This is a genomic window from Stutzerimonas sp. NM35, assembly GCF_054604355.1.
Window position 1 is genome coordinate 3,051,229 of record NZ_CM137728.1, and the last position, 19,641, is coordinate 3,070,869.

Below are 19,641 nucleotides of genomic sequence, written 5' to 3' on the forward strand. Positions count from 1 at the left end.
TGACCTTGTAGGAACGGGCCATGCCCGTGAACCGGGCCGCAACAGCCTGCTCGCTCATGGCCGCTCCCCGAGAATCACATCGGCAGCGCGCTGCGGCATGCTGTAAAGATCGGCGCTGTCGGCATAGCGCAGCGCATTGCGGCCCCAGACGACACGCTGCTGATCATCGGCGAGCATCTGCGCCAGCATGCGGTCCAGCGTGGCTTGCTCGAACGGGCTGGGCACGACACGGCCACAATCGGCATCGCCAATATAGTGGGCATAGCCGCAGACATCACTGACCAGCACCGGCAGGCCGGCAACCAGCGCCTCCAGCAGGACGGTGCCGGTATTTTCGTTGTAGGCGGGATGGATCAGCAGGTCGGCGCCCAGCAGAAAGCGCGGAATATCACTGCGTCCCTTGAGAAACTCCACCATGCTCGAAATACCCAGTGTCTTGGCCTGCAGCTTGAAGGGCTTGGGATCGTCCTGCCCGATCACCAGCAGCCGTGTGCGCCTCTTCAGCTCACGCGGCAGCGCTGCAAGCGCCTTGAGGCTGCGGTCGACGCCCTTGGTCTTGAAGCCGGAGCCGATCTGCACCAGCACCAGCTCGTCGGCGCCCAGCTCGAACTCCTCGCGAAACTCGGCACGTATTTCCGCTGCATTGGCCGGCGCGCGGCGGTCCTGGGCGATGCCCGGCGGCAGCAGATGAAAACGCTCCGCCGGCGTGCCGTAGTGTTTGACGAACAACGGCTGCTGCACCTCGGAAATCATCAGGATCTCGGTTTTCGAGTCGGGCGCGAACACCGCTCGCTCGTACTCGGCGAAGTGCTTGTAGCGGCCCCAGCGGCGATAGATCGGATTACGCAGGGTTTGCGCCTTGTCCTCGAAGCAGGGGTCGGCGGCGTAGTAGACATCCAGACCCGGCATCTTGTTGAAACCCACCACGCGATCCACCGGACGCGCTGCGAGATCACGCTCGACCCAGGCGGTGAAGCGTTCGTTGCGGGTGTGATTGAACAGCGCCTTGACCGGTGCGATCAGCACCTCGAAGCCGTCCGGCACCTCGCCTTCCCAGATCATCGCGTAGACACGGATGCCGTGGCCGCGACGCTGGCATTCCAGCGCGATACGCATGAAATCGCGCTGCAGCCCGCCAAAGGGAAAGTACTTGTAGAGGATAAAGGCCAATTGCATCAGTTCGTCTCCGATGACCGCAACAGGGCCTTGAGTTCACTGGCGACGCGCTCGGGCAGCAGGTCGTCGAAGCAGGGTATGTGGCGGTCGCCTTTGCCGGCGTTCGGGCCTGTCGCGCACAAATGCACTTGCGAGCGACCATAGGCGCCCACGCGCCCAGGCAGGGTCGGGCCGTAAAGCGAGATGCTCGGCACATCCAGCGCGGCGGCCAGATGCCCGAGCCCGGTATCCACCGCCACGCAGGCGCGGGCACCGGCGACCACCTTGGCCACGCCGCCAAGATTCAGCCGGGGCAGCACGGACGCGCCGTCGATGCCTTCGGCGATACGCTCGGCGCGGGCCTTCTCCTCGGCGTTGCCCCAGGGCAGGCGAATCGCCCAGCCGAAGGCGCTCATGCGCTCGGCCAGCTCGCGCCAGTAGGTTTCCGGCCAGTGCTTGCTCGGCCAGGTGGTACCGTGCAGGAACAGCAGATAAGGCTGCTCGCCAGGCGCGGCCAACTGAGCGCGATCCAGGCCGTAGTCGCCGATATCCTGCGGCAGCTGGTAGCCCAACGCATGGGCGAACAGCTGGCGCACCCGTTCCAGCGCATGCTGCTCGCACGGCACGGCATAGCGGCGATCATAGAAGCGCGACGCCAGCGGCTCGCGTGCCGAGTCGCGATCCAGGCCGGCCACCGGCGCCTTGACGTAGCGGGTCAGCCAGGCGCTTTTCAGCAGGCCCTGGGCATCGATAACCAAGTCGTAACGGGTTTCGCGCAGGCGCGCCTTGAAGCGCCGCCACTCACCGGAACGCAGGGTCTGCAGCGGGTGCTTGCGCCAGCGACGGATGGCGACGGGAATCACCTGGGCTACCGCCGGATGCCAGGCGGGAATCTCGGCGAAGCCTTCCTCGACCACCCAGTCGAACTGGATGCCGGGAATCGCCCGTTGCGCATCGGTCAGCGCCGGCAGGGTATGCACGACGTCGCCCAGCGACGAGGTCTTGATCAGCAGAACGCGCACTCAGTGCTCCAGCGGCAGCGGGTCGGCCAGCGGGTCGCCGGCCAGGCGTTGCAGCGCATCCAGCACCGGCTGCGGATGCAGATCGCGCAGGCAATTGTAGTGACCGAAGCGGCAGGTACGGTCGAAGCAGGGGCTGCATTCCAGGCCGAGACGGACGATCTCCACCTGATCGGCCAACGGCGGCGTGAACTGCGGCGACGTCGAGCCATATACCGCCACCAGGGGCCGGTTGAGCGCAGCGGCCACATGCATCAGGCCCGAATCGTTGGAAACCACCGCCGTGGCACAGGACATCAGATCGATGGCCTCGGCCAGGCTGGTTTCACCGCACAGGTTGATCGCTTCTTCCTGCAGGCCGGGAATCAATTCGTCGCGAATCGCCTCGCCAACCGGGTGGTCCTTCTTCGAGCCGAACAGCCACACCTGCCAGCCGGCGCGAATCTTCGCCTCGGCCACGGCAGCGTAGTGCTCGGAAGGCCAGCGCTTGGCTTCGCCGAATTCGGCACCTGGACACAGCACCAGCACCGGGCGATCCAGCTCCAGACCGAACCTGGCGAGCGCCGCCGCGCGACTGGCTTCGTCGATCCGCAGGCGCGGCTGCGGGTAAGGCCGGGGCAGCTCGGCATCCGCCTCGAACGCCAGCGCCATGAAGCGCTCGATCATCAGCGGGTAGCGCTGCTTGTCGAGCTTGCGCATGTCGTTGAGCAGGCCGAAGCGCATCTCGCCGCGCCAGCCGGTGCGCTTGGGAATGCCGGCGAAGAACGGCACCAGGGCGGACTTCAGCGAATTGGGCAGCAGGATCGCCTGCTCGTATTGACCACGCAGGCCCTGCGCGACGGTGCGCCGGGTCGCCAGGTCCAGCACGCCGTGGCCGAGCGGGAAACTCAGCGCCTGGCGCACCTCGGGCATGCGTTCGAGAATCGGCCGGCTCCACTCGGGCGCCAGCACGTCGATCTGGCAGTCGGGATGGCGCTGTTTCAGGCAGACGAACAGCGTCTGCGCCATCACCATGTCGCCCACCCAACTGGGACCTACGATCAGAATATTCATAGCAAAAGCCGCTAATAGGCTAAAGGCTTGAGGCTGAACGAAGAGGCACCTCGTCCAGCCTTCAGCCTAGAGCCTTTAGCCTACGAGCGTCCGCCATTCGGCGTGCGCGTCGGTCTTGCCGGTGACCAGGTCGAAGTAGGCTTTCTGCAGCTTCTCGGTAACCGGGCCGCGGCGACCGATGCCGATCTGGCGACCGTCGAGTTCACGGATCGGGGTGACCTCGGCGGCGGTGCCGGTGAAGAAGGCCTCGTCGGCGATATAGACCTCGTCGCGGGTGATGCGCTTCTCGACGATCTCGATGCCGAATTCGCGCGCCAGCGCCAGCACGGTGCCGCGGGTGATGCCGTTCAGGCAGGCGGTGACTTCCGGGGTGTAGATCACGCCATCCTTGATGATGAAGATGTTCTCGCCGGACCCTTCGGCCACGTAGCCTTCGGGATCGAGCAGCAGCGCCTCGTCGGCACCGGCGGACACCGCTTCCTGCAGCGCCAGCATCGAGTTGACGTAGCTGCCGCTGGATTTGGCGCGGGTCATGGTGATGTTGACGTGGTGCCGGGTGAAGGAACTGGTGCGGATCTTGATGCCGTTTTCCAGCGCCTCGTCGCCCATGTAGGCGCCCCAATGCCAGGCCGCGATGACCACATGCACCTTCAGGTTGTCGGCACGGATGCCCATGCCTTCCGATCCGTAGAACACCAGCGGACGGACGTAGGCGCTTTCCAGGTTGTTCTCGCGCACTGCGGCACGGGTCGCTTCGTTGATCTGTTCCTTGGTGAAAGGAATCTTCATGCCCATGATGTGGGCGGAATCGAACAGGCGGTCGGTATGCGCCTGCAGGCGGAAGATCGCCGTACCCTGCGGCGTGTTGTAGGCGCGCACACCCTCGAAGACCCCCATGCCGTAGTGCAGGCTGTGGGTCAGCACATGTGTGGTCGCGTTACGCCATTCGACCAGTTCGCCGTCATACCAGATCACGCCATCACGATCGGCCATCGACATTGGTTGCCACCTCGGAATTCGATAAATGCTCTGTTTGTCAGACGAGAATCAGCTGAGCCCAAGCTCACGCCAGATGCGCATGACTGCGCGACGCTCATCATGAAATTGGTCCCCACTCACCACTTCGGGCAGTTTTTGCAGTGATTGCCGGTGAGCTGCGCCACGGTAGGCCTTGTAGGCGTCCTGCAGCAGCCGAACCTCATCGCCGGTCATCAACCCGGCCTGCTCCAACCCGTCGAGAATGCGGATGTTATCGGTATAGCGCAGCAGTTGCGGATGCTGGTGCGACCACGCCAGAGCCGCGTATTGCACCATAAATTCGATATCCACGATACCACCGGCGTCCTGCTTGAGATTGAACTCGCCCTGCGCCTCGAACGCCTTGTCCGCCATGCCGGCGTGCGTCACGCGGGTGCCAAGGTTGTCGCGCATCTTCGCACGCATCTCGCTGACCTCGCTGCGCAACTGCCCCAGGTCACGCGGTCGCCCCAGTACGGCGGCGCGCACCCGCTCGAAATCCTGCGCCAGTTGCGGGCAGCCGACCAGCACCCGCGCACGCACCAGCGCCTGGTGTTCCCAAGTCCAGGCTTCCTCGCTCTGGTAGCGTTCGAAGGAGTTCAGCGAGCCGACCAGCAGCCCGGAAGCCCCGGAAGGCCGCAGGCGCATATCGACTTCGTAGAGCTGGCCGGAGGTGGTCTGGGTCGTCAGCAGATGAATGATGCGCTGGCCCAGGCGGGTAAAGAACTGCGCGCCATCAATGGGTTTGGCGCCGTCGGTTTCCGCATTGGAATCGCCGTCGTGAATGAACACCAGGTCCAGGTCGGACCCATGGCCCAGTTCGATGCCGCCGACCTTGCCGTAGCCCACCACGATAAAGGCCGGGTCGCACAGCTCGCCGTCGGTGCGCCGGGGCCGGCCATGCCGCGTCACCGTGTGATGCCAGGCCAGGGCCAGCACTTCGTTGAGAATCGCCTCGGCGAGCCAGGTCAGGTAATCACTGACTTTCATCAGCGGCAGCGTGCCTGCGAGCTCCGAGGCCGCCACGCGCAGCCGGTGCGCCAGCTTGAAATGACGCAGCGCCTCCATCTGCTGCTCCAGGTCATCCTCGGGAATGCGCGCCAACCGCTCGCGCAGCTCGGCGGCCAGCTCCGGCGCCTGCGGTGGCCGGAACAGCCGCCCGACATTGAGCAGTTCGTCGAGCAGCAGCGGAAAGCGCGCGATCTGTTCGGCGATCCAGGGGCTGCCCGCGCAAAGCTCCAGCAGCCGCTGCAAGGCACCGGGGTTTTCCGTCAGCAGCACCAGATAGGCCGAACGCCGCGCCACTGCCTCGATCAGCGGCAGCACCCGCTCAAGCACCAGATCCGGATCATCCTGCTCGACCGCCTGCGCCAGGAGCCGTGGAATGAAGGCATCCAGACGTTCGCGCCCCAGCCTCTGCATGGTCCGCACCTGCTTGCCACTGCGCAGCGCGGCGAGCCGCTGGCAGGCGACCTGGCCGTCGCGAAATCCCGCGTCGCTCAACTGGCGACAGGCGAATTCCTCGTCCCAATCCTGCTCCCACAGCGGCAACCACTCCCCCCCGACCAGCGCTTCACCCTCGCCCAGCTCATCCTCGTCGGGGTCGGCGATCACCTGGCGGAAGTGCCAGTCGACCCGGCTGCGCCAATGCAGCAGCCGTTCATGGAATGCGCTCCAGCCGTCGAAACCGAGCATGAAGGCCACGCGGTCGCAGTCGATGCGGTTATCGGGCAGCATCTGGGTCTGACGGTCGTCGATGGCCTGCAACGCATGCTCGGTGTAACGCAGGAATTCATAGCCTTCGCGTAACTCCTCGACCGCAGCAGCGGGCATATAGCCCTGCCCCGCCAGGGTCGCCAGCACCTTGAGCAGCGGTCGTTGCTGCAGGCTCAGGTCGCGTCCGCCGTGAATCAGCTGGAACGCCTGGGCGATGAATTCCACCTCGCGGATGCCGCCCGCGCCCAATTTGATATTCGCCGCCACGCCCTTGCGCCGCACCTCCTGCTGGATCAGCTGCTTCATGCCGCGTAGCGCATCGATGGCGGAAAAATCCAGGTAACGCCGGTAGACGAAGGGCCGCAGGATATCGAGCAGCTCCCGGCCGGCCTCCTGATCGCCGCCGACCACTCGCGCCTTGATCATTGCGTAGCGTTCCCAGTCGCGCCCCTGGTCCTGGTAATACTGCTCCAGCGCGTTGAAGCTCATCACCAGCGCACCGGATGAGCCATAGGGGCGCAGACGCATGTCCACGCGGAACACGAAACCATCGACGGTGGGCGCATCCAGCGCCTTGATCAGTCGTTGTCCGAGGCGGACGAAAAACTCCTGATTGTCCAGCGAGCGCCGCGCGCCCGTAGTTTCGCCGCCTTCCGGATAGCCGAAGATCAGGTCGATATCCGATGACAGATTGAGTTCATGAGCGCCCAGCTTGCCCATGCCGAGCACCACCAGATGTTGCGGGCGACCGCTTCTGCGCCCGGTCGGCACGCCAAACTGTTCGCAATGGCGCGCATACAGCCAGCGATAGGCCAGATCGATGCAGGTATCGGCCATGTCGGACAAATCGCCGCAGGTCTCGGCCAGGTCCGCCTGGCGCGTCAGATCACGCCAGATGATCCGCACCTGCTGGCGATTGCGAAAACGCCTGAGCAGGGTCGCCAGAGCGGCTTCGTCCGCGCAATCGGCCAGCAGCGCATTCAGCGCCGTGTGCATCTCGCCCGTGCGCAGGCGGCGTTCAAGCAACCCGGCCTCGGCCAGCTGCAGCAACATTTCGGGATCTCGGCTAACCTGTTCAGTGACAAAATCGCTGGCCGCGCAGACCCGCTCGAAAGCCTCACCTCGCTCGACAGGCCAGGCGAGGAACTCTTCCACGGCCTGCGCCGAGACATCACGCGCCGCATCGAGGAACGACTCCCTGGCACGGGTGACCAATGGCAATAGCGATGTCGGCAGTGCAACCTGTGATGGCAGACTCATATAGCATCCTCAGTGCCGATAACGGCTGCGGGCAGCGCAAACACCTAGGCTAGAGCCTTGGCGCTGAAATCAGCCGGACAGGCTGAGTCGCCGCAATTGTAGTTTTACTACGAAAGAATGTTGCAGGGGGCTGAATCAACCGTAGTTTTGTAGTAAAACTACAGGACCGGTTCTACCCCCGGCACAAAATCCAAGAACATATACGCGCCGGCCCACAAAGCCGGCAGCGAAGCAGGCAACCGATTCTGGAAGCCTTTCCGCCCTGGAGCAAGCCATGCAAGATCTCGATCCCGTCGAAACCCAGGAATGGCTGGACGCCCTCGAATCCGTACTCGATAACGAGGGTGAAGAGCGAGCGCACTACCTGTTGACCCGCATGGGTGAACTGGCCACCCGCACCGGCACCCAGCTGCCCTACGCCATCACCACGCCCTACCGCAACACCATTCCCGCCAGCCACGAAGCGCTGATGCCCGGCGACCTGTTCATGGAGCGACGCATCCGCTCCCTGGTCCGCTGGAACGCGCTGGCGATGGTGATGCGCGCGAACCTGAAGGACCCTGACCTGGGCGGCCATATCTCCACCTTCGCCTCCAGCGCGACGCTCTACGACATCGGCTTCAACTATTTCTTCCAGGCCCCGAACGAGGAACACGGTGGCGACCTGATCTACTATCAGGGCCACGCCTCGCCCGGCATCTACGCCCGTGCCTTCCTCGAAGGCCGCCTGACCGAAGATCAGATGAACAACTTCCGCCAGGAAGTCGATGGCAACGGTCTTTCGTCCTATCCGCACCCGCACCTGATGCCCGACTTCTGGCAGTTCCCCACAGTGTCCATGGGGCTGGGTCCGATCCAGGCAATCTACCAGGCACGCTTCATGAAGTACCTGGAAAACCGCGGCTTCATCCCCGCCGGCAAGCAGCGCGTATGGTGCTTCATCGGTGACGGCGAGTGCGACGAGCCGGAAACCCTGGGCGCGATTTCACTGGCCGGGCGCGAAAACCTCGACAACCTGATCTTCGTCATCAACTGCAACCTGCAGCGCCTCGACGGCCCGGTGCGCGGCAACGGCAAGATCATTCAGGAACTGGAAGGCAACTTCCGCGGCGCCGACTGGAACGTGGTCAAGGTCATCTGGGGACGCCTGTGGGACCCGCTGTTCGCCGCCGACGAAGATGGCCGCATGCAGCGCCGCATGGACGAAGCCATCGACGGCGAGTACCAGAACTACAAGGCCAACGATGGCGCCTATGTGCGCAAGCATTTCTTCGGTGCCGATCCGGAACTGCTCAAGCGCGTCGAGAAGCTCTCCGACCAGGAGGTCTGGAACCTCAACCGTGGTGGCCATGACCCGTACAAGGTCTATGCGGCCTACCACCAGGCGGTCAACCACAAGGGCCAGCCCACCGTCATCCTGGCCAAGACCATCAAGGGCTACGGCACCGGTGCCGGCGAGGCGAAGAACATCGCCCACAACACCAAGAAGGTCGATACCGAGAGCCTGAAGAAATTCCGCGATCGCTTCAACATCCCGGTCGATGACTCGCAGCTGGAAGATCTGCCCTTCTACCGCCCCGCCGAAGACAGCGTGGAAATGCGCTACCTGCGCAAGTGCCGCGAGAAGCTCGGCGGTTCGCTGCCGCAGCGCCGGCCCAAGAGCTTCAGCATCCCGACGCCGCCGCTGGAAACTCTCAAGGCCGTACTCGACGGCTCCGGCGAGCGCGAAATTTCCACCACCATGGCCTTTGGCCGGATCCTCTCGCAGCTGATCAAGGACAAGGATCTGGGCAAGCGCATCGTGCCGATCCTCGCCGACGAGGCGCGCACCTTCGGCATGGAAGGCATGTTCCGCCAGCTGGGCATCTACTCCCCGGTGGGGCAGCTGTACGAGCCGGTCGACCGCGACCAGGTGATGTACTACCGCGAAGAGAAGAATGGGCAGATTCTGCAGGAAGGCCTCAACGAAGCCGGCGCCTTCTCCTCGTTCATCGCCGCCGGTACCGCCTACAGCAACTACAACCAGCCGATGCTGCCGGTCTACATCTTCTATTCGATGTTCGGCTTCCAGCGTATCGGCGACCTGGCCTGGGCGGCGGGCGACGCGCAGACGCGCGGCTTCCTGCTGGGCGGCACCTCCGGGCGCACCACGCTCAACGGCGAAGGCCTGCAGCACGAGGACGGCCACAGCCATATCCTCGCCAGCACCATCCCCAACTGCCGCAGCTATGACCCCACTTACGGCTACGAGCTGGCGGTGATCATGCATCACGGCATGCACGAGATGATGGAGCAGCAGAAGAGCGTCTACTACTACATCACCGTGATGAACGAGAACTACCAGCAGCCGGCCATGCCGGAGGGTGTCGAGGATGGCATCGTCAAGGGCATGTACCTGCTCGAAGAAGCCAAGGGCGACTTCAAGCACCGCGTGCAGCTGATGGGCTCGGGCACCATCCTGCTGGAAGTGCGGGCCGCGGTGGACATCCTCGCCAAGATGGGCGTGGGCGCCGATGTCTGGAGCGTCACCAGCTTCAACGAACTGCGTCGCGACGGTCTGGCAGTGGATCACTGGAACCGTCTGCATCCAACGGAAGAACCGCGCAAGAGCTACGTCGAGCAGTGCCTGGCGGGGCGCGAAGGCCCGGTCATCGCGTCGACCGACTACATGAAGCTGTTCGCCGACCAGATTCGCCAGTGGGTTCCGTCGCGTGAATACCAGGTGCTGGGCACCGATGGCTACGGTCGCAGCGACTCGCGGCGCAAGCTGCGGGACTTCTTCGAAGTCGATCGCCGCTGGGTCACGGTCGCCGCGCTGCAGGCGCTGGCCGATCGCGGCGCCATCGAGCGCAAGGTGGTGGCCGAGGCCATCGTCGAGTTCGGTATCGACCCCGAGAAGCGCAATCCCCTGGATTGCTGATGCTGCGTGCGCACAGGAGAACCTATCGTGAGTGAAACCATACGCGTACCCGACATCGGCAGCGGTGAGGGTGAAGTAATCGAATTGTTCGTCAAGGTCGGCGACCGTATCGAAGCCGACCAGAGCATCCTGACGCTGGAGTCGGACAAGGCCAGCATGGAAATCCCCGCGCCGAAAGCCGGCGTGGTGAAAAGCCTGAAGGTCAAGATGGGCGACAAGCTGAAGGAAGGCGACGAGCTGCTGGAGCTGGAAAGCGAAGGTGCCGAAGCGGCTGCCGAGCCGGCTGGTGCGGCCAGCGGCGGCGCGGCGGATGAAACCGAAGCATCGACACCGCCTGGCGATGACGATGCTTCGGCATCCGCCGAAGCGCCTGCGGGCGAGAGTGTCGAAGAGGTACGGGTTCCGGACATCGGTTCCAGCGGCACCGCCGAGGTCATCGAGGTGATGGTCAGCGTCGGCGACACGGTGGAAGCGGAACAGTCGCTGATCACCCTGGAGTCCGACAAGGCCAGCATGGAAATCCCGGCACCCAAGGGCGGCGTGGTGGAAAGCCTGGAAATCAAGATTGGCGACCAAGCCAAGACCGGCGACCTGATCCTGCGACTGAGGGTCGCCGGCACGGCGCCGGCAAAGGCCAAACCGCAGGCCGCGGAAACCAAAAAAGCCGATGCACCTGAGGAAGCCGTTCCGCAGCAGTCCATCGCACCGAACAAGCAGGGCGTGCCGGAAGCCGAAGCAGCCAGCAAGGCGCCGCCGGTGGTCAGCGGGCCGAGCAAGGCCGGTAGCAAGGTGCATGCCGGTCCGGCGGTACGCCAGACCGCGCGTGAATTCGGCGTCGATCTGGCCGAGGTCAAGGGTACGGGGCCGAAAGGCCGTATCCTCAAGGAAGACGTCCAGGCCTACGTCAAGTCCACGCTGCAGCAGCGCAAGGACAGCGACCAGGCCACCGGTGGCGCCGGCATTCCGCCGATTCCGACGGTCGATTTCAGCCGCTTCGGCGAAACCGAAGAAGTGCCGATGACCCGCCTGATGCAGGTCGGCGCCGCCAACCTGCACCGCAGCTGGCTCAACGTGCCGCACGTGACCCAGTTCGAGTCAGCCGACATCACCGAGCTGGAAGCCTTCCGCACCGCGCAGAAGGCCGTGGCGGAAAAAGCCGGGGTGAAACTCACCGTGCTGCCGTTGCTGCTCAAGGCTTGCGCACACCTGCTCAAGGAGCTGCCGGACTTCAACAGTTCGCTGGCACCCAGCGGCAAGGCGCTGATCCGCAAGAAGTACGTGCACGTCGGCTTCGCCGTGGATACGCCGGACGGCCTGATGGTGCCGGTCATCCGCGACGTCGATCAGAAGAGCCTGCTGCAGCTGGCGGGCGAGGCGGCGCAACTGGCCGAGAAAGCGCGTAGCAAGAAGCTCTCGGCGGATGAAATGCAGGGCGCCTGCTTCACCATCTCCAGCCTGGGTCACATCGGCGGCACCGGCTTCACGCCGATCGTCAACGCGCCGGAAGTGGCGATCCTGGGTGTCAGCAAGGCGACCATGCAGCCGGTATGGGATGGTCAGGCCTTCGAGCCACGCCTGATGCTGCCGCTGTCGCTGTCCTACGATCACCGCGTGATCAACGGGGCCGCGGCGGCGCGCTTCACCAAGCGTCTCTCCGAGCTGCTGGCGGACATTCGCACGATACTGCTGTGATCGTCTGAGCCAACCAAAAACGCCGCATGCCTTCAACCGGATGCGGCGTTTTTATTCGCCTTTAGCTCATCGACGGAAGCGCCGTTGGCGATTCCATCCTACGTCTTCAGGTTTCGTAGCCTGGATTAGCCGAAGGCGTAATCCGGGTTTCCGAAGGCGTAATCCGACGAACAAGACCTCGACTCTCTGCAGCGCCTGATAGCCTTGCTCGTCGGATCGGTGAAGCGTGACCCGACCTTGTATCTCGACTGCAGCCTTTCAGGAGGCGATAGTCCCCGGCTGATCATCGGGGGAGAGAGTGCAAGTAGTACCCGCCCTTAAGCTTCGAGCTTGTGACGTAGATAACGCTGCACTCCTCCGCACTCATCCAGTAAGTCCGAACGGTATCTTGAGCCACGAGCTCGCATTAGCAAGGTAGGACGGATGCAGTGACGATCTACCCGTTCACTGAGGAGGAAAACCATGGCCATAGTCGTTGGCGTCGACATCGCCAAACACACATTCGACATCGCAACCTTGCAGAGCAACGGCAAGCACCGCACCAAAGGCAAGCTGACCAATGACTCAGCAGGCTTTGAGGTGTTCCAGCAATGGCTGCTCAAGTACGCCGAGCCGCAGGCATGGGTCGTCATGGAGGCGACGGGCATCTACTACGAAGCCCTGGCCGAATGGCTGCTCGCGCGAGGTTACCGGGTGTGCGTCCTCAACCCGGCCCAGGTTGCCTATTACGCCCGCAGCCAATTGCAGCGGGTGAAGACCGACAAGGTCGACGCCAAGCTCATTGCCGATTATGGCAGCCTGCATCAGGCCAAGCTGCGTGCCTGGCAGCCTGATCCACCGTCCATTCGCCGCCTCAAGGCCCTGGTGCATCGCCTGAAGGATCTTCAGGAGCTGGAGCAGATGGAACAGAACCGCCTGGACGTGACCCGCGAGACCAAGGTCAAGGCGTCGATCGAGTCGGTTCTTGAACATTTACGCCAGCAAATCGCCGAGACGCTGGAAGCGATCAAGCAGCATTTCGACGACAACGATGACTTGCGCGGCCAGCGTGACCTGCTCACGAGCATCGACGGCATTGCTGAGCGGACAGCAGCGCTTCTGCTGGCTGAACTGGGGGACATTCAACGCTTCGGCAGCAGCCGAGCGGTCACCGCTTTTGCAGGGCTCAATCCCAAGCTACAGGACTCGGGAATACTCAAAGGATATGTGCGGATTTCCCGCATGGGGTCGGCCAGCTTGCGCGCAGGGCTCTACATGCCAGCCATTACGTCCATGAGCCGTAACCCTGCCATTCGGGCAATGGTCGAGCGGATGAAAGCCAGAGGCAAAGCCGGCAAACAGATCGTCTGCGCGGCGATGCGTAAATTGCTCTGTATCGCCTATGGCGTGTTGAAATCCGGCGAACCGTTCAACCTCGAACTCGCTATTGCGAAGTGAGGGGCAAGACGGTATCTACGAGGCATTGCACCCACCGTGGGAGCGGCTTCAGCCGCGAAGCTTTTGCGACTCTCCGCTCAACCTTTCTGCAGATTGCGGAACAGGAAGGACAATGCCTTGGCCAGCGCCTCGGCACCCTTGGGATCACGCAGGATGGTCAACCAGGGCTCGCCACCGGGACTGGCGAATGTGCAGACAACCCCCTGCGGCGGACATTGATACTGCACATAGGGATCCATACCGTAAACCGAGAAACTGCGGGTGCGCACTGCGAGGCCGCCGGTTGCGTCACGCCGCTCTTCGCGAATGCGCAGTTCGCCTGGCGCACCCGTATCCAGGCGATAGCGCAGGTCCTGCGGATTGGCCTGGCCGACCTGATAGGCCGCCCGCAGCCCGTAGGTTTCAAGCAGGGCATTGCCATGGGCAAGCAGCGCCATACGCTCATCTGCGGTCAGATAGAGGGCCTTGATTTCGGCGAGGTATTTCCCCGGCTCATCGGAGCCCAGGGTATTGGTCTCAGCCGCCTGCACGGGTATGCCGACGACCAGGAAAACCGAGAGAACCAGTAACTTCGAAAGCCGACTTGTCAGGCCTTGCCGCATGATGCACCCTTGCCGTCGTTGAATGAATTCAGCCACGCAAGCGCCTCAGGGCACACACGCCGCAGCTGGTGAAAGACTCCCGCAGCATACTGGAAGCAAACCGCTCGATGAAAATACATACCGATGCCGCCAGCCGTTTGGCGACCGAGGTTGTGACGCAGTTGCCAGTGCCCTCAAGGCTCGGGATGCTGCGCTTCGAACGTTTGAACGAATCCAGCTGGGCCTTGCTGTATCTGGACCCCGCCTGCGAGCGCTACCTGGATCAGCCCGCGGAGGAGCTCTGCTCACTGATCGACTCGCCCTATGCCTGCCTGATGGAACCCCCTGCGCGCCTTCGCCTGCATGACATCATACAAACGCAGCTGGCCAGCCAGGGTCATTACTCCATCCGCTATCGCCTGCACGCCGCCAGCGGTCCGCTGAACATGCTGGAGATCGGTGAGGTCTGCCAGCAGTATGGACGTGAACTGATCCGCGGCTACCTGATCATCGAGCAACAGACCGCCACGGACATGGCACCGCAGCAAGCTCTGTCCTCAGCCATGCTCGATTTCCATCAGCAGGCCCAGGACAATCATCTGGAACACCTGATCCGCTCCCGCGCGCAACAGAGCCTGATCGTTCGCCTTGCCCGGCATCGCTACACTTCGTCCAACCCGCAACTCGAAGCAGCGCAACTGATCACCCAGGCCGCCTGCGAGGCCTACGGAATCTCCCGCGCCGCCATCTGGCATCTGAACGGCAATCGGCTGGAAGCCATCGTCGCCTACCGACGCGACAACGACAGCCACGAATACCCGACGGCGCTGGATATGACGCGCTACCCGCGTTACCTGCAAGCACTGCACAGCGAACGCGCGCTCGACGTGAGCAACGTCCGCGATGATCCACGCACCCAGGAGCTGGTCGAGGGCTTTTTCAAACCCCGTGCAATCACATCCATCCTGGACGCGACCATCCGGCTCGGCGGCGAAGTGAGCGGCGTACTTTGCCTGGAGAATGCTGGCAATCAACGCACCTGGCATCCCGATGAAATCGCCTTTGCCGGCGAACTCGCCGACCAGTATGCGCAGGTACTGGCCAACCAGCAGCGACTCAGCGCCACCCATACGCTGCACCTGTTCCAGCGTGCGGTCGAGCAGAGTGCCAGCGCCTTCATTCTGGTCGACCGCGAAGGCATCGTCGATTACGTCAATCCGAGCTTCACCTCCATCACCCAGTATTCCGCGGACGAGGTCCGGGGGCGCCCCCTCGCCGAACTGACGGCACTGGAGAACCTCAGCGAGATGCTGTTCGACACTTCGTCCAGCCTGGCGCAACACAACAGCTGGCAAGGCGAGTTCCACAGCCGCCGCAAGAATCTGGAGCCCTACTGGGGGCAGCTGTCGATCTCCAAGGTGTTCGCCGAAAGCGGCGAACTGACGCACTACATCGGCATCTACGAAGACATCACCCACAGCAAGCTGGCGCAGCAACATATCGAGCGGCTGGCTTACACCGACAACCTGACCAGCCTGGCCAACCGCCCCTTTTTCATCCGCAGCCTCGAAGAACGCTTCGCCAGCGGCAAGGAGCCCCGGCTGTGCCTGATGCTGGTCGATATCGACAATTTCAAGCGTATCAACGACAGCCTGGGCCACCAGACCGGCGACAAGCTGCTCAGCAGCCTGGCGCGACGCCTGCGCAACGGCCTCAGCCGTGACGGCGTGCTGGCGCGCTTCGCCAGCAATGAATTCGCCCTGCTGTTCGACGATATGGGACTGGAAGAAGGCCAGCGCCTGGCCAATCAGGTCCTGAGCACCCTCGACAAACCCCTGTTCGTCGACAAGCAGCTCATCAGCGTCAGCGGCTCGCTGGGCCTGGCCTGCACCCCGCTGCACGGGCGCGACCCGGAAACGCTGATGAAACATGCCGGGCAAGCCCTGCACAAGGCCAAGGCGAACGGCAAGAATCAAGTGCAGGTGTTCACCGAAGCCCTGCACGCCGAGGCCAACTACAAGCTGTTTCTGGAGAACAACCTGCGCCGTGCCCTGAGCCAGGATGAGCTCGAAGTCTTCTACCAGCCCAAGCTGTGCCTGCGCACGGGGCGGCTGCAAGGCCTGGAGGCCCTGTTGCGCTGGCAGCATCCTGAAAAGGGCATGATCCGGCCCGATCAGTTCATTGGCGTGGCGGAGGAAACCGGGCTGATCATCCCCATCGGCAAGTGGGTCGCACGGGAAGCCTGTCGCACCGGTGTGCAACTGGCCACCCTGGGCCTAGGCGCACCACAGATCGCCATCAACCTGTCACCCAAACAGTTTTCCGACCCCGACCTGGTCGACTCCATCGCCACCATTCTTCGCGAAGAACAGCTGCCACCCGATCTGCTGGAGCTGGAGCTGACCGAAAGCCTGCTGCTCGATGCCACCGAGGAGACCCGCCAGCAACTGCTCGGCCTCAAGGCGCTCGGCGTAACGCTGGCGATGGATGATTTCGGCACCGGCTATTCGTCCCTGAGTTACCTGAAGAAATTCCCCATCGATGTGATCAAGATCGACCGGAGCTTCATCAAGGATATTCCAGGCAATCAGGACGACATGGAAATCACGTCCGCCGTCATCGCCATGGCGCGCAACCTGCGTCTGAGCGTCGTCGCCGAGGGTATCGAGACGACCGCACAACTGGCCTTCCTGCGCCATCATCGCTGCGATATCGGCCAGGGCTACCTGTTCGACAAACCGATCCCCGGCACCCAGCTCGTCGAAGCCCTGAGACGCTATCCGCGCTGGGCCTGATATCGGCACGGCAGCCTGCTAGGCTGTGCACAAAGCCCCTGCCCGGAGTACGCCATGACCCTGCGCTCACATATTCTCGTTCACAAGCAGTCTCTGCCGGAGACGGAACAGGCCCTGCCAGGCCGCGCCACTGCGGTACAGGTGCCGGCGGCCCATTTCGTCAATGGCAACTCACTGCAGCCGCCCTTTCCCGCACATTTGCAGCAGGCATTGTTCGCCATGGGCTGTTTCTGGGGTGCGGAACGACGCTTCTGGCAACAACCGGGCGTCTGGACTACTGCCGTAGGCTACGCCGGCGGCATCACGCCCAACCCCAGCTACGAAGAAGTCTGCTCCGGCCTGACCGGTCATACGGAAGCCGTGCTGGTGGTGTTCGACCCGCAGACGATCACTTACGACGAACTGCTCAAGCTGTTCTGGGAAGCCCACAACCCCACCCAGGGCATGCGCCAGGGCAACGATATCGGCACCCAGTACCGCTCCGCCATCTACTGTTTCGATAGCGCACAACTGGCCCAGGCGCAAAGCAGCCAGGAGCGCTTCCAGAGCCAGTTGAACGAGCACGGCTTCGGCCCGATCACCACCGAGATTGCCGAGGCGCCAGCCTTCTATTACGCCGAGGCGTATCACCAGCAATATCTGGCAAAGAACCCCGGCGGCTATTGCGGGCTTGGTGGTACGGGAGTCTGCATGCCGGTCTCGTCTGAAGCAGCCGAGCCATAAACGAGGCTGCGCCTGAACGAGCGGGATGGAATCGCAGCAGGCGCTTGCGTCGCAGACACCGCAGATGACAGCAACACCGCCGCCATCGCTGGATCAGGCCTATGGCGGAGGCAGAAAAAGAAAACCCCGCCGAAGCAGGGTCTTTGCAGACTGAATCTGACATCCGTGAATTGCGCCTTCCTGGCGCGCTCCCCGAGCATCCTTATTGTTGTCTGCGCTTCCGTGCGCGGCGTCCTAGTGGCAGAAGACTACCGATGGCCTGCATAAAGCTGTAGTAGTCATCCGCACCGCAACTTGTAAGCTATTGCTTACAGAGAGACCTTCCGGCAATCCTGTAAGCAATTGACTACAAACGGCACCTTTTTATGACTTGATACAGCGATGCGTTGTTCCCGAAGATGGCCCATTAATTTCATTGTGCCTTGACGCTTTCTAGAACTGCGTCACATCGAGCAGGTACAACGAATCGCTACCGGCCCTGACCGAGGCACCGAGAGACCCGATGCGCGGCAGCAACCGGGCAAAGTAGAAACGTGCCGTGCCCAGCTTGCTCGCGTAGAAATCGTCCTGCTCTTCCTTGCTCAGAGCAGTGGCGGCCATGCGCGCCCACATGTAGGCGTACGCCGTGTAGCCGAAGGCATGCAGGTATTCGACCGAAGCCGCGCCAATCTCGTTGGGATCGTTCTTCGCGCGCTCCAGGACAAAGCCGGTCAGTTCGTCGAGCGTATCCAGGGCAGCTTTCAATGGCGTGACGAACTCGGCCAGCTGCGCATCAGCCGAGGCACAGTAGCTGCGAATCTCGTCAGCGAAGACCCGATACAGCTCGCCGCCACTGCCAACCACCTTGCGCCCCAGCAGGTCCAGCGCCTGGATGCCATTGGTGCCTTCGTAGATCTGGGTGATGCGGCAGTCACGTACCAGTTGCTCCTGACCCCACTCGCGAATGAAACCGTGACCACCGAAGACCTGCTGGCCATGAATCGTGGTTTCCAGCCCCATATCGGTAAGGAAGGCCTTGGCCACCGGCGTCAGCAGCGCCACCAGGGACTCAGCCCTCTGACGCGCCTGGGCATCCTCGCTGAACTTGGCGATATCCAGCTGCAACGCGACGTAGCTGGAGAACGCGCGACCGCCTTCGTTGAGCGCCTTCATGGTCAGCAGCATGCGACGCACGTCGGGATGCACGATGATCGGATCGGCAGCCTTGTCCGGCGCCACTGCGCCGGTCGGGGCACGGCTCTGGATGCGCTCGCGGGCGTATTCGATGGCGCTCTGGTAGGAGCGCTCGCCGGTCGCCAGGCCTTGGATGCCGACGCCCAGGCGCTCGTAGTTCATCATGGTGAACATCGCCGCCAAACCCTTGTTGGGCTCACCGACCATCCAGCCGGTGGCGCCGTCGAAGTTCATCACGCAGGTGGCCGAGGCCTGGATGCCCATCTTGTGCTCGATGGAGCCGCAGGAAAGCGAGTTGCGCTCGCCCAGCGAGCCGTCGTCATTGACCATCACCTTGGGCACCAGGAACAGCGAGATGCCGCGCGAGCCGGCCGGCGCATCGGGCAGTTTGGCCAGCACCAGATGAATGATGTTCTCGGTCAGATCGTGTTCGCCGCCGGTGATGAAGATCTTGGTGCCGCTGATCTTGTAGGCGCCATCGCCCTGGGGTTCGGCCTTGGTGCGGATGATGCCCAGGTCGGTGCCGGCATGGGGTTCGGTCAGGCACATCGATCCGGCCCAGGCGCCGCTGTACATGTTCGGCAGGTACTTCTGCTTGAGCGCTTCGCTGGCATGGGCGTAGATGGACAGGCAGGCACCGGAGGTCAGCATCGGATAGAGACCGAAGGCCAGGCTGGCCGAATTCATCATCTCTTCGACCTGAGCAGAGATCGCCTTGGGCATGCCCATGCCGCCGTAAGCCGGATCGCCACCGACGCCCACCCAGCCGCCTTCGGCGTACAGGCGATAGGCTTCACGATAACCGGCAGGCGTACTGACCGCACCCTCGTCCCAGTGGCAGCCTTCTTCATCGCCGCTGCGGTTGAGCGGTGCGATGGTGTTGCCGGTGATCTTGCCGGCTTCTTCGAGAATGGCGTCGGCGGTTTGTGCATCGACCACTTCGGCCAGCGCCGGCAGGCTTTGCCAGAGTGCCGGCGCATCGAATACTTCATTCAGGACGAAACGCATGTCGCGCAGCGGTGCTTTGTAGTCAGCCATGGAGAGACCTCGCAGAAAACATGTCACCCGGCCGGTTGGCCGCAGGTTGTTGCGAGTCTAAC

The 19,641-nt window shown here is 63.0% G+C and carries 12 protein-coding genes; 5 read left to right on the forward strand and 7 right to left on the reverse strand.

The window, feature by feature from the left end:
• Positions 1-54 precede the first annotated feature (54 nt).
• From ACYCFC_RS14195 to glnE, 5 genes are all read right to left on the reverse strand, one after another.
• Positions 55-1,176 (reverse strand): glycosyltransferase family 4 protein, encoded by a 1,122-nt coding sequence (locus ACYCFC_RS14195; RefSeq protein ID WP_181083786.1) that lies wholly within the window; start codon positions 1,174-1,176, stop codon positions 55-57.
• Positions 1,176-2,177, reverse strand: a complete 1,002-nt coding sequence (gene waaC, locus ACYCFC_RS14200; protein WP_459652003.1) for a lipopolysaccharide heptosyltransferase I — start codon at positions 2,175-2,177, stop codon at positions 1,176-1,178. Before waaC ends, ACYCFC_RS14195 begins: the two co-directional genes overlap by 1 nt.
• On the reverse strand, positions 2,178-3,227 hold the full coding sequence (gene waaF / locus ACYCFC_RS14205; protein WP_181083782.1) for a lipopolysaccharide heptosyltransferase II: 1,050 nt from the start codon (positions 3,225-3,227) through the stop codon (positions 2,178-2,180).
• Between the two features lie 75 nt (positions 3,228-3,302).
• Positions 3,303-4,226 (reverse strand): branched-chain amino acid transaminase, encoded by a 924-nt coding sequence (locus ACYCFC_RS14210; RefSeq protein WP_181083780.1) that lies wholly within the window; start codon positions 4,224-4,226, stop codon positions 3,303-3,305.
• Positions 4,227-4,274: 48 nt separating this feature from the next.
• Entirely contained in the window at positions 4,275-7,220 is a 2,946-nt protein-coding gene (gene glnE / locus ACYCFC_RS14215) for a bifunctional [glutamate--ammonia ligase]-adenylyl-L-tyrosine phosphorylase/[glutamate--ammonia-ligase] adenylyltransferase (protein WP_459652004.1), read from the reverse strand.
• Positions 7,221-7,494: 274 nt separating this feature from the next.
• On the opposite strand from glnE, the gene aceE reads away from it, so the two are divergent.
• The 3 genes from aceE to ACYCFC_RS14230 all read left to right on the forward strand — a co-directional run bounded on the left by aceE (position 7,495) and on the right by ACYCFC_RS14230 (position 13,269).
• Positions 7,495-10,140: a pyruvate dehydrogenase (acetyl-transferring), homodimeric type gene (gene aceE, locus ACYCFC_RS14220; RefSeq protein ID WP_181083776.1), complete on the forward strand. Its 2,646-nt coding sequence runs from the start codon at positions 7,495-7,497 to the stop codon at positions 10,138-10,140.
• A gap of 27 nt (positions 10,141-10,167) precedes the next feature.
• Positions 10,168-11,832: a dihydrolipoyllysine-residue acetyltransferase gene (aceF, locus tag ACYCFC_RS14225; protein WP_459652005.1), complete on the forward strand. Its 1,665-nt coding sequence runs from the start codon at positions 10,168-10,170 to the stop codon at positions 11,830-11,832.
• 462 nt (positions 11,833-12,294) lie between these two features.
• Complete coding sequence (locus ACYCFC_RS14230) at positions 12,295-13,269, forward strand: IS110 family RNA-guided transposase (RefSeq protein WP_459652006.1); 975 nt, start codon at positions 12,295-12,297, stop codon at positions 13,267-13,269.
• A 77-nt stretch (positions 13,270-13,346) separates the two neighbouring features.
• Here the strand turns inward: ACYCFC_RS14230 and ACYCFC_RS14235 are convergent, their stop codons facing one another.
• Complete coding sequence (locus tag ACYCFC_RS14235; protein WP_459652007.1) at positions 13,347-13,871, reverse strand: hypothetical protein; 525 nt, start codon at positions 13,869-13,871, stop codon at positions 13,347-13,349.
• Positions 13,872-13,978: 107 nt separating this feature from the next.
• Here ACYCFC_RS14235 and ACYCFC_RS14240 point away from each other — a divergent pair, with 107 nt between their 5' ends.
• On the forward strand, positions 13,979-16,645 hold the full coding sequence (locus ACYCFC_RS14240) for a sensor domain-containing protein (RefSeq protein ID WP_459652008.1): 2,667 nt from the start codon (positions 13,979-13,981) through the stop codon (positions 16,643-16,645).
• 54 nt (positions 16,646-16,699) lie between these two features.
• Positions 16,700-17,368, forward strand: a complete 669-nt coding sequence (gene msrA / locus ACYCFC_RS14245; protein ID WP_459652009.1) for a peptide-methionine (S)-S-oxide reductase MsrA — start codon at positions 16,700-16,702, stop codon at positions 17,366-17,368.
• A 432-nt stretch (positions 17,369-17,800) separates the two neighbouring features.
• On the opposite strand, the gene ACYCFC_RS14250 is transcribed toward msrA, so the two are convergent.
• Positions 17,801-19,579: an acyl-CoA dehydrogenase C-terminal domain-containing protein gene (locus tag ACYCFC_RS14250; RefSeq protein WP_459652010.1), complete on the reverse strand. Its 1,779-nt coding sequence runs from the start codon at positions 19,577-19,579 to the stop codon at positions 17,801-17,803.
• Positions 19,580-19,641: the final 62 nt, after the last annotated feature.

Coding starts and splice junctions, on each gene's coding strand:
- ACYCFC_RS14195 (WP_181083786.1), bottom strand. CDS start 1,176: ATGCAATTGGCCTTTATCCTCTACAAGTACTTTCCCTTTGGCGGGCTG.
- waaF (WP_181083782.1), bottom strand. CDS start 3,227: ATGAATATTCTGATCGTAGGTCCCAGTTGGGTGGGCGACATGGTGATG.
- ACYCFC_RS14210 (WP_181083780.1), bottom strand. CDS start 4,226: ATGTCGATGGCCGATCGTGATGGCGTGATCTGGTATGACGGCGAACTG.
- glnE (WP_459652004.1), bottom strand. CDS start 7,220: ATGAGTCTGCCATCACAGGTTGCACTGCCGACATCGCTATTGCCATTG.
- aceE (WP_181083776.1), top strand. CDS start 7,495: ATGCAAGATCTCGATCCCGTCGAAACCCAGGAATGGCTGGACGCCCTC.
- ACYCFC_RS14230 (WP_459652006.1), top strand. CDS start 12,295: ATGGCCATAGTCGTTGGCGTCGACATCGCCAAACACACATTCGACATC.
- ACYCFC_RS14235 (WP_459652007.1), bottom strand. CDS start 13,871: ATGCGGCAAGGCCTGACAAGTCGGCTTTCGAAGTTACTGGTTCTCTCG.
- ACYCFC_RS14240 (WP_459652008.1), top strand. CDS start 13,979: ATGAAAATACATACCGATGCCGCCAGCCGTTTGGCGACCGAGGTTGTG.
- msrA (WP_459652009.1), top strand. CDS start 16,700: ATGACCCTGCGCTCACATATTCTCGTTCACAAGCAGTCTCTGCCGGAG.
- ACYCFC_RS14250 (WP_459652010.1), bottom strand. CDS start 19,579: ATGGCTGACTACAAAGCACCGCTGCGCGACATGCGTTTCGTCCTGAAT.